Annotated in this window: 8 protein-coding genes; 3 read left to right on the top strand and 5 right to left on the bottom strand. The window is 58.9% G+C overall.

The genetic code is table 11. The annotated features are described in order from the left end of the window. Positions 1-89: 89 nt before the first annotated feature. Both macA and JBE38_RS23880 read left to right on the top strand, forming a co-directional pair. Positions 90-1,241 (top strand): macrolide transporter subunit MacA, encoded by a 1,152-nt coding sequence (macA, locus tag JBE38_RS23885; protein WP_060756407.1) that lies wholly within the window; start codon positions 90-92, stop codon positions 1,239-1,241. Between the two features lie 2 nt (positions 1,242-1,243). Next, positions 1,244-3,202, top strand: coding sequence for a MacB family efflux pump subunit (locus JBE38_RS23880; RefSeq protein WP_060756406.1), 1,959 nt, complete (start codon positions 1,244-1,246; stop codon positions 3,200-3,202). Between the two features lie 59 nt (positions 3,203-3,261). On the opposite strand, the gene JBE38_RS23875 is transcribed toward JBE38_RS23880, so the two are convergent. From JBE38_RS23875 to JBE38_RS23860, 4 genes are all read right to left on the bottom strand, one after another. Next, a complete protein-coding gene (locus tag JBE38_RS23875; RefSeq protein ID WP_161550317.1) occupies positions 3,262-4,602 on the bottom strand; it encodes a diaminobutyrate--2-oxoglutarate transaminase family protein in 1,341 nt (446 codons plus the stop codon). A 396-nt stretch (positions 4,603-4,998) separates the two neighbouring features. Continuing rightward, the gene (locus JBE38_RS23870; RefSeq protein ID WP_205345274.1) at positions 4,999-5,835 is read right to left on the bottom strand and encodes a helix-turn-helix transcriptional regulator; all 837 of its coding nucleotides are present in this window, start codon (positions 5,833-5,835) and stop codon (positions 4,999-5,001) included. Positions 5,836-6,009: 174 nt separating this feature from the next. Further along, the gene (locus JBE38_RS23865; protein ID WP_060756404.1) at positions 6,010-6,615 is read right to left on the bottom strand and encodes a LysE family translocator; all 606 of its coding nucleotides are present in this window, start codon (positions 6,613-6,615) and stop codon (positions 6,010-6,012) included. Then, a complete protein-coding gene (locus JBE38_RS23860; protein WP_090372002.1) occupies positions 6,612-7,502 on the bottom strand; it encodes a TauD/TfdA family dioxygenase in 891 nt (296 codons plus the stop codon). Before JBE38_RS23860 ends, JBE38_RS23865 begins: the two co-directional genes overlap by 4 nt. Before the next feature lie 188 nt (positions 7,503-7,690). On the opposite strand from JBE38_RS23860, the gene JBE38_RS23855 reads away from it, so the two are divergent. After that, positions 7,691-8,641: a LysR substrate-binding domain-containing protein gene (locus JBE38_RS23855; protein WP_205345273.1), complete on the top strand. Its 951-nt coding sequence runs from the start codon at positions 7,691-7,693 to the stop codon at positions 8,639-8,641. A 16-nt stretch (positions 8,642-8,657) separates the two neighbouring features. On the opposite strand, the gene JBE38_RS23850 is transcribed toward JBE38_RS23855, so the two are convergent. Then, a complete protein-coding gene (locus tag JBE38_RS23850; protein ID WP_205345272.1) occupies positions 8,658-10,283 on the bottom strand; it encodes a methyl-accepting chemotaxis protein in 1,626 nt (541 codons plus the stop codon). Positions 10,284-10,343: the final 60 nt, after the last annotated feature.

The raw sequence follows: 10,343 nt of genomic DNA, 5'->3' as shown, positions 1-10,343 counted from the left end.
TGCGCCCTAACCTGAAGCGAACATTCACGCAATTTAGTGCGAACCCGGCCACCGGTCGGGTCTACCTTTCAACGTATTAGTGGTCATCTATGGAAAAGTCGAAGTTTCGCAAGGTTTTTTGGGGCGTGGGGCTGGCGGTCGTGGCTGGGATGATTGTCTATTCGGTGCAATCACCCGCCGAGCCACCCGAATATCTGACCGCCAAGGTCGAGCGCGGCGAGATCGAGAACTCAGTGCTGGCCACCGGGATTTTGCAGGGGGTCAAGCAGGTCGATGTCGGCGCGCAAGTCTCCGGCCAGTTGAAATCACTGAAGGTCAAGCTTGGCGATAAGGTCAAGAAGGGCGAGTGGTTGGCGGAAATCGACCCCTTGGTGCTGCAGAACACCCTGCGCCAGGCCCAGGTCAATGAAGAAAACCTGGAGGCCCAGCGCAAGGCGACGGCGGCGCAGGTTGCCCAGACCAAATCGGTCTGGGAGCGTTACACCCAGCTGCAATCGGACGCGGCTATTTCCCGGCAGGATTTCGAGACCGCCGAATCCAACTATCTGGTACAGAGCGCCAATCTGGTCGCCCTGGATGCCCAGCTGAAAAATGCGCGTATTCAGATCGACACCGCCAAGGTCAACCTGGGCTACACCCGTATCGTCGCGCCGATTGACGGTGATGTGGTCGGCATCGTCACCCAGGAAGGCCAGACCGTGATCGCCGAGCAACTGGCGCCGGTGCTGCTGAAACTGGCCGATCTGGACACCATGACCATCAAGGCCCAGGTGTCGGAAGCCGATGTGATTCATATCCGGCCGGGCCAGGAGGTGTACTTCACCATCCTGGGCGAAGCCGACAAACGCTACTACGCCAAACTGCGCGGCACCGAACCCGCACCGCAGAACTACCTGGACACCCAGGCCGCGGGCACCCCCAAGCAGAACACGGCGGTGTTCTACAACGCCTTGTTCGATGTGCCCAACCCGGAACATCGCCTGCGTATTTCGATGACCGCCCAAGTGCGCATCGTGCGTGACATCGCCAAGGATGTGCTGATGGTGCCGGTGGCGGCACTGGGCAAGCGCAATGGGGACGGTTCGTACGTGGTGCGGGTGATCGACGAGACCGGTCACGCCCAGGAGCGCAACGTGCAGGTGGGGATCAATAACAACGTCAAGGCACAGATCAAGGATGGCCTGGCAGAAGGCGACAAAGTCGTCATCGGTGATCCTGCGCCTGCCGTGGCGGGGGTCTGACCATGACTCAAGCCTTGTTGGAGCTCAAAGGCATCAGCCGCAGTTTTGTGGCCGGTGAGAAGGCCTTCATGGCCCTCAAGAATGTCAACTTGACGATCAACGCCGGGGAAATGGTGGCAATCACCGGCGCCTCGGGGTCGGGCAAGTCGACATTGATGAATATCCTGGGTTGCCTGGACTACGCCACTGAGGGCAGCTACACCATCAACGGCCGTGAAACCCGCGACCTGGAAGACCATGAACTGGCGGAACTGCGTCGTGATCACTTCGGTTTCATCTTCCAGCGTTACCACCTGCTGCCGCACTTGAGCGCCATGCACAACGTCGAGATGCCGTCGATCTATGCCGGCGTCACGGAAGCCCAGCGCCACAGCCGTGCCAAGGAACTGCTGGCGCGCCTGGGCCTGGCCAATCACCTGGTCAACCGTCCCAGCCAGTTGTCCGGTGGCCAGCAGCAACGGGTGAGTATCGCGCGAGCCTTGATGAACGGCGGTGAGGTGATTCTGGCCGACGAACCGACCGGCGCCCTCGACACCGCCAGCGGCAAGGAAGTGATGAACATCTTGCTGGAGCTGCACGCGGCGGGGCATACGGTGATTATCGTGACCCACGATGCGAAGGTCGCGGCGAATGCCGAACGTATCATCGAGATGCGCGACGGCGAGGTCCTCAGTGACCGGGCCAATGAACGCGTCGGGATGGAGGCGGCAGCGCCGGCGGCCACCCAGCTCAAGGCCAGCCCGGGGCGGCGCCTGGTGGCGAGCCTGGGGCTGTTCAAGGAAGCCTTCGTGATGGCCTGGATCGCGTTGATTTCGCACCGCATGCGCACGTTGTTGACCATGCTGGGGATCGTGATCGGCATCACCTCGGTGGTGTCGATCGTGGCGATCGGCGAAGGGGCCAAACGTTACGTCCTCAGTGATATCCAGGCGATCGGCAGCAACACCATCGATATCTACCCGGGCACCGACTTTGGTGACAGCCATGCCTCGGCCATCCAGACCCTGGTGCTGTCCGATGTAACCGCGCTCAGCCAGTTGCATTACATCGACAGCGCAACCCCCAACGCCGGGCGCAACCTGCTGCTGCGCTTTGGCAATATCGACGTGGATGCCACGGTCAACGGCGTGAGTGCCAGCTCGTTCCAGGTGCGTGGGATCAAGATCGCCGAAGGCATCACCTTCAGCCAGGAGGATGACACTCGCCAGGCTCAGGTCGTGGTAATTGACCACAATACCCGCAACCGTTTGTTCGGCCCGAATGTCGAGGCACTGGGCCAGATCATCCTGGTGGGGAACTTGCCGTGCACGGTGATCGGGGTGGCGGCGGAGAATAAAAACATCTTCAACACCAGCAAGGCCCTGAATGTCTGGGTGCCGTACGAAACCGCGGCCGGCCGCCTGCTGGGCCAGCGTTACCTGGATAGCATCACGGTGCGGATCAAGGACGGGCAGCCGAGCAAGGTGGTGGAAGCCAACGTGGTCAAACTGCTGGAACAGCGCCACGGCACCAAGGACTTCTTCACCTACAACCTCGACAGCATCATGCAGACGGTGCAAAAGACCAGTCAGTCGCTGGCGTTGCTGCTGTCGCTGATCGCCTTGATTTCCCTGGTCGTGGGCGGCATCGGTGTGATGAATATCATGCTGGTGTCGGTGACCGAGCGCACACGGGAAATTGGCATCCGCATGGCGGTGGGGGCGCGTCAGTCGGATATTCGCCAACAGTTCCTGGTGGAAGCGGTGATGGTCTGCCTGATCGGCGGAGTCATCGGTATCTCGTTGTCGTTCGGGATCGGCTTTGTGTTTTCCCTGCTGATCAAGGAATGGCAGATGGTGTTTTCCCTGGAGTCGATTGTCACCGCGTTCGTGTGTTCAAGCCTGATTGGCATCATCTTCGGCTTTGTACCGGCCCGCAATGCGGCGCGACTGGACCCGATCGAAGCCCTCGCACGGGACTGAGGCACCCGTTAAAAAGCCCGCCACCGGTGACGGTTGGCGGGCTTTTTTACGGCCGGTGGTCAGGCCGACTGACTAACGCTGTGCAAGCGGTGCGCGGTGGCGGTGCTGACGGCGTCTTCGAAGCGCTCGAGCACGCTGCCTACCTGGGCTTCGGTGATGGTCAGGGCGGGCAGGAAGCGCAGGACCGAACCGTGACGACCGCCGGTTTCGATAATCAGGCCGTTATCGAAACAATTGAGCTTGATCGCCCGCGCCAGGGTGCCATCACCCAGGCCCGCCCGGCCGTCCACGCGTGACTTGGTGACCTCGACCCCGATCATCAGGCCACGACCGCGCACATCGGCGATCGGGTCATATCGCCCGGCGATCTCCTGCAGGCCGGCCAGCAGTTGCGCGCCACGTGCCGTGGCATTTTCAACCAGGTTGGCCTGGCGGATATGGCGCATGGTGGCACGCCCGGCGACCATGGCGATCTGATTGCCGCGGAAGGTGCCGGCGTGCATGCCCGGGCCCCAGGTATCGAGGTGTTCGGCGTAGACAATCACCGACAGCGGGTAGCCGCCGCCGATCGCCTTGGACAGCACCAGGATGTCGGGCACGATACCGGCATGTTCGATGGCAAAGGTGCTGCCGGTACGGCCCAGGCCGGTCTGCACTTCGTCGATGATCAGCACAATGCCCAACTCGCGGGTGATCTCGCGTAACCCACGCAGCCACTGGGCGGAAGCGGGAATACAGCCACCTTCACCTTGCACCACTTCGACGAGCACGGCGGCGGGGCGGGTGACGCCACCTTCCGGGTCGCAAAGTACGGTGCGGATGTAGTCGATTGACAGTTGGTCCGTCTGCTCGCCATCGGTGCCGAACGGGCAGCGGAAGCGATACGGGAAGGGCAGGAAGTGGGTGTTTTGCGCGGTGACGCTGGGGATGTTTTTGGGGTTGAGATTGCCCATGGCCGACAGGGCGCCGGCGGTCATACCGTGATAGCCGCCGTGAAAGGCCATCAGCGCCGAGCGTTTGGTGTAATGACGCGCCAGTTTGATCGCGGCTTCCACCGCATCCGAGCCGCTGGGGCCGCAGAACAGAATCTTGCTGGAGTCACGCATGGCGGCCGGCAATTGGGAAAACAGTTCCTGTACAAACGCCTGCTTGGCGGGTGTGGCCAAGTCCAAGGCTTGTTGCAGTTGGTCGGTGCCGAGGAAATCCAGCACCGCTTCTTTGACGACGGGCGGATTATGCCCCAAGGCCAGGGTTCCGGCGTTGGCCAGGCAGTCGAGGTATTCCTTGCCTTGGGCATCCTTGACCCACACGCCTTTGCCGCTGACGAACAGGCGCTGGAACGTGGCGGCATAGGTGCGTGCATTCGATTCGACTTTCTTCAGATAACTTAGCTCTTCCATAATCATGCACTCATCGGCTGCGGCAAAGCGCAGCGCTGGATAGTTGATGGAACAAGAGACGGCGTGTCGTTAATAACGAGCGTTATTCAAGGCAGTAAACGGTGGGCCGGTTATATGACCGTATGACGTTTGTTGCTGGAAAATAAACGCAGCCGTAAAGTTAGCCGAACAGCCTGTAAAGTGAGCACTGTCAAGTTAACTTATGACCCGGTTTAGTTTGAAGGAAGGCGGCAACGGCCGCTATCGGTTCAGGCGCGGGATGTCCCCGGAATCTCTGTCAATCAGGTGACAATAAGAGTAATAACCCGCGCCTGCGCTTGAACCGTGAAAGTTGTGCGTGGTTGCACGAAGAAAGTGTCAGTGATTCTGCTGTTAAATGAATAAACAGGGTGTTTTTTATTGCAGGCGTGTCACCGTCGGGTTACCGGGATTGGCATGCATCCAACGGATCAGCGAATGGCGCCCGCTGATGCCCATCTTGATCACCGCGCGTTTCAAGTAGCTTTCCACGGTATTGACTTTGAGCTCCAGCGCTTCAGCCAGCTCAGGCGCGGTACGCCCCGCCAGCAGGCCGGCGCAGATTTCCTTTTCGCGGTTGGACAGCCTCAAGCCAGATTGCACCAGGCGAGCCTCAAAACGCTGGCGCAGGGAATCCATGTCCCGGTTTTGTGGGACAAGCCCATCAACGGCGATATTTTTGTCCGGCATGCCTTGAGAATTTATCGCATTAATGTGCTTCTCTACCAACGCCAGCAGGAGCAAGGAGAAATCCTTGAGGATTATCTGCTCCTGCATCGAGAAGTCATCGATGTGTTCGCGGTAGAACGAAATTATATAAAAGTATTCTTTTTTCCGGGATTTGAGATGCAGCTGGGAACTGAAGGGAATGGGCGTCAACGCCGGTTTTGAAGGCGCGCCGGCCGACGCTGAAAAGCTCGCCACGGATTGCGCGAGGACGGGCTTTGCCACCTGTAGGGCGGTCGGTGATTCAGGTGTTCTGGGTTGAGCGGACTTGATCAACGAAGACATGTGCTCCGGGCTCAGGATCTCAGCGCCGGCCCCGGTGGGCTCTACGCGCGCGCCGTCAGCGCCATCGATGCGCACATGGGTGATGTGCGTGGCATCCACGGGCACCTTGGTGAGTACCAGATCATGCAGAAATCGCGAGAAGTGGCGGCTGCCCGTACTGGCGATGACTTTACCGATGAGAGGAAACAGCGTTTGAGCGTTCATTATTTCACCGTCATGTTTCGGTTGATGACTGTCACAGCGGTTGGGTCGGTTGAAGCGCAAGCCTCACGGGGTAAAGCGGCAAGAAAGCCCGAGCTTTGGTTGCATGTTTTTAAACGGTGACCTAGCATCATTTTTGAATGATGGCTTAATGATATTATTTGGCGTTGCACGTTTTCATCCCTGCATCAGCCGCTGTGTGCCCATCACTCCGGACAGCAGGCCGATCCCCAGCAGAAATACACTGGGGGCCTTGGCCATGACTTTCTGGGCCACCGCGAAGGACAGCATCTGGCGCGAGATGGCGCCATAGATCAGCAGGATGGTGATATCGATCACCCCCCAGATCAGGGCGAGGATCAGTCCCTGTTTAATGAAGTCGCCATTGGGTTCGATGAACCCAGGCAGGAAAGCGAGGAAAAACAGGATGTCTTTCGGGTTGGACAACCCCACTTTCAGGGCGCGCCAGAAAAAATGACGCTGGCTTTTTTGCACCGTGGCAACGCTGTCCGAACTGGCCAGGAGGCTGGACACCCCCAACCAGGCCAGATACAGCCCGCCGACCACTTGGCCCCAGTTCAGCAGCACCGGGCTCACATCCAGCGCGGTATAGATGAGCGTCAGGGTGATCAGCAGCAAGAGTTGGGCGGACACCACGCCGCCTGTGATCGTGGCCGCAGGCCAGGCTTGCCTGGCATCGGAGATGACCAGGGCCACCACCGGACCGGGCGAGGCAATCAGGAAGAACACGGCCAGGGCAAAGGTCAGGTGCAGCATGCTCATAGGGTGGTTACCAGGTCCAGGACACGTTGGTTTTTGCCCAGGCGTTGCGCGTAGTAGCGATAGCCGGCGACCGCGAACGTGCGTTGGATCCAGCGATCGCGGCCGTCCAGGCCAGCCGAGAACGCACTGCGGGCATGCGCGGTTTTACGGTTGTCGATGATCAACAGGTCACCGGCCTTGAGGTGCACCGGGTGGGCGACCTCCCAGGCGGCCTTGCGCAGGAGTTCAAGCTTGAGTTGCGCGTGTTTGCTGCTCGCCACCATGAATTGAGGGTCAAAGCGGAAATAGGGCGACTCGGGGTCACCGTATAGAACCGTTTGTTTTTGGTTTATATCAATGCGGCAGTTTTTTTCTGTGGCGCAGTAGTCCGACAGAAAGTTGTATTTTTCTTCATGGAAATAATTCAGGTCATGCGGGGTAATAATGTCGCGAATGCCATCGATGGAGCTGATGAAGGTCGCGGCCTCGGCGCCGGGGTCCTGGCGCAGGCAGAAAAGCACCAGATAATCCGGAGACACGGCATGAAAGGCATTTTCGGTATGCAGTTCCAACTCGCAGTCGTAGCTGTCCGAGTTGGCACCCTTGGAGTACTTTTTATGCGGGAAAAAGTTATTGATGATATCGCCGTTGGATTCCTGGATATAACCAATTGGATCGCCCAGCATGGCCGTGGCTTTCAGAATGATCTGCTCACTGATCGTGCACTCTTTTTGCAGGCTGGCGCGGTCGCTCGGTGTTGGCGGAATTGTGCCGATGGGCAGGTCTTTTAAATGCAGGAAGCCTTTTTTATTACCAAATAAACGAAAATTCAATATATCGGATTCGGTCGCCTGGTCGAGTTTCGCTTGCTGGATACTGGAAGACAGGAGTTGATTGAAATTAGGCATGGTGAAGGATCTGCTGTGTGTTTAAAAACTATTAAAGGCCGCAGAGGTTAGGCGCATGCCAAGCATGATTGGATTTTTTATAGGGTTCGGTTGCGCTTGAAATGACTAATAAGTCTGTCGCTTATTTGTACGGTTGATTATTTGTCAATCGCACGGTATTTAAAAACGGAAAAAAATGATGGGTAAGGATGAGTATGAATCATGATGCGCTTGATCAGGGCGCGCGCCGGCTGCCGCCGCTCTACGCATTGCGGGCCTTCGAATTGGCTGCGCGCTTCAGTTCTTTTACCCAGGCTGCCGACACCCTCTTTATCACCCAAAGCGCCGTAAGCCGGCACGTCAAGGCCTTGGAGGAGCATTTTGGCTGCGCATTGTTCGAGCGCAAAGGGCCGAAAATTTTCCTCACCCAGACCGGACGATTGTTGGCCCAAGAATTGAAAGTCGGCTTTCGCCTGATCGAAAATGCCTGCACCGTCACCAGCCGCAAGGAGAAAACCCTGAGGGTCAAGGCGCCTTCCACCTTGACAATGCGCTGGTTGCTGCATGTGCTGGATGAGTTCAATGCCGTGAACGGTTTAGAGCAGGCGCAATTGTCCAGCGAGTGGATGGATGTCGATTTCGTCAACTTCGATGTCGAGCCGTTCGACTGTGCCGTGTTGTTGGGCAACGGGCGTTTTTCCGATGACCTTGAGTTTATCAAGCTGTTTGATGAATGGCTGATACCGGTCTGCTCGCCGAGCCTGCTGGAGCAGCACAACCTGAGCGGTGAGGGGATATTCTCCGCGGAGTTGATCCACCCGTCCCGGGACCGGCGCGATTGGCAACGCTGGCTGGAGCGTGTGGGCTTGATGTCGGCGGTTTCCTGGCAGAAAGGCAAAATTTTCGACACCCTGGAGCTGGGTATCTCCGCCGCGATCCAGGGGCGCGGCGTTTCCATCGGTGACCTGGCGCTGGTCGGTGACGAATTGGTCAAGGGCTCACTGGTACTGCCCTACAACAAGGCGGTCAGTACCGGTGACAGCTACTATCTGGTATGGCCCGCACGCAGCAATCACAACGCCGCGCTGGAGAGCTTCAAGCGTTATTTGCTGGAAACCGTGCCGGTGATAGACGAGCGTGGGTTGGAATTCTTGAGTTGACGCAGCCCTGGCAACGTCAGGTTCGAAAGCGTCCCACCAGCGTGCTCAACCCCGCGGCCAGCGTTGCTAGCGCCTGGCTGGCCGCGCGGGTTTGCAAGGCGCCCGCCGCAGACTGCGCCGACAGGTCGCGGATCGCCAGCAAATTGCTGTCCACCTCACGGGCAACCTGAGCCTGCTCTTCGGCTGCACTGGCAATCACCAGGTTGCGCTCATTGATCTGGCTGATGGCCGCGAAAATATCTTCCAGCACGGCCCCCGACGCCTGGGTGATACCCAGTGTGTCTTGCGCCCGCGCCGTGCTGCTGCGCATCGAACCCACCGCCTGTTCGGCCGTGCTTTGCACGTTCGCAATCATCTGTTCGATCTCCCGGGTCGATGTCTGGGTACGGTAGGCGAGGGTGCGCACCTCGTCGGCCACGACGGCAAACCCTCGGCCTGCTTCACCTGCGCGGGCCGCTTCGATGGCCGCATTGAGGGCCAGCAGGTTGGTCTGCTCCGAGACCGAGCGGATCACGTCCAATACCTTGCCGATGTTGCGCACTTCATCGGCGAGGTGCTGGATATGCGTTGCGCTGCCCTGAATCTCGGTGGCCATCGATTGCGTGCCGCTGATGTTCTCGCGTACTTGCTGGCGGCTTCTTTCCGACAGCGTATGGGAGGCCGTGGCCGCCTGCGAGGTAGACACTGCGTTGCGCGCCACTTCTTCGACCGCGCTGGTCATCTGGTTGACAGCTGTCGCTGCCTGTTCCAGTTGCATGTCCTGCTGTTGCAGGCCACGGTTGCTTTCTTCGGTGACGGCATTGAGTTGTTCAGCGGCTGAGGCCAACTGCGTGGCAGAGTCAGCGATCTGGATCAGTGTTTCGCGCTGGCGGGTCTGCATGCGTTGGAGTTCAACGAACAACTCGCCGATTTCGTTGCGACCAGGCGAGACGACCTCACAGGTCAAGTCGCCCCCGGCAATGCGTTTGAAGTGTTCGCCGGCCTCGCGCAATGGCCGCAGGACCCTGCCGGCAATGAATGTCCAGCAGACGAGCGCGAGTGCCAGGGTCGACAGGGTCAGGGCGATAGCCAGCGTTTGCGCGGTCTTCAGCCGCGCAGCCGCTTGCGTGTTGATCTCTTGGGTACGGGCATTCAAAGCGTCGATCAGCTTCACGCGGATTTCCTGCAGCTTGGTCATGCTATTGCCGGCAGCGATATTGACCTGGAAATACTGATCGGCCGAATGCGCACGAGTGGCGGCGCGCTGACCGGCGATGGCCGTCCCGTATTCGGCGAATGCCTCTTTGAGAGTGTCGGCGAGCGCTTTCAGCGCCGGCTCACGCAAGTCTGTGGTCGAGGCATCGAGCTTGGCGATGGCCTCGCTCCAGATAGCCTCGCTGCGAACCAGCCGTGCCTGCGACTCATCAAAGCGTGCGCCGACGGTCTCGATAAACGCCGAGGACACATTGGCGCTGGTGCGAATGGCCAGTAGCAATGCGTTGTTGATCCCGTCGATTTGGCGTGAAGTGCGCCCCAACTCGTCAATCTGGTCGTGACTGCGTTCGGCCGACCACCAACCGTTCAGGGCCGAGAACAGCAGTGCAATGACGAACAGCAGGAGCACCCCGAACATACCGGTGCGAATTTTCAGATGGGCGAGCATGAGGCCACTCCGTGAACGACTGGATAATAGTGACCGAGCTATCCGCCGCCGCTTCAGGAA

It is taken from the genome of Pseudomonas sp. ICBG1301, assembly GCF_016918385.1.
In the GTDB taxonomy this organism is placed as follows: domain Bacteria; phylum Pseudomonadota; class Gammaproteobacteria; order Pseudomonadales; family Pseudomonadaceae; genus Aquipseudomonas; species Aquipseudomonas palleroniana.
This window is presented reverse-complemented; position numbering and strand designations above follow the sequence as displayed.

Coding starts and splice junctions, on each gene's coding strand:
- macA (WP_060756407.1), top strand. CDS start 90: ATGGAAAAGTCGAAGTTTCGCAAGGTTTTTTGGGGCGTGGGGCTGGCG.
- JBE38_RS23880 (WP_060756406.1), top strand. CDS start 1,244: ATGACTCAAGCCTTGTTGGAGCTCAAAGGCATCAGCCGCAGTTTTGTG.
- JBE38_RS23875 (WP_161550317.1), bottom strand. CDS start 4,602: ATGGAAGAGCTAAGTTATCTGAAGAAAGTCGAATCGAATGCACGCACC.
- JBE38_RS23870 (WP_205345274.1), bottom strand. CDS start 5,835: ATGAACGCTCAAACGCTGTTTCCTCTCATCGGTAAAGTCATCGCCAGT.
- JBE38_RS23865 (WP_060756404.1), bottom strand. CDS start 6,615: ATGAGCATGCTGCACCTGACCTTTGCCCTGGCCGTGTTCTTCCTGATT.
- JBE38_RS23860 (WP_090372002.1), bottom strand. CDS start 7,502: ATGCCTAATTTCAATCAACTCCTGTCTTCCAGTATCCAGCAAGCGAAA.
- JBE38_RS23855 (WP_205345273.1), top strand. CDS start 7,691: ATGAGTATGAATCATGATGCGCTTGATCAGGGCGCGCGCCGGCTGCCG.
- JBE38_RS23850 (WP_205345272.1), bottom strand. CDS start 10,283: ATGCTCGCCCATCTGAAAATTCGCACCGGTATGTTCGGGGTGCTCCTG.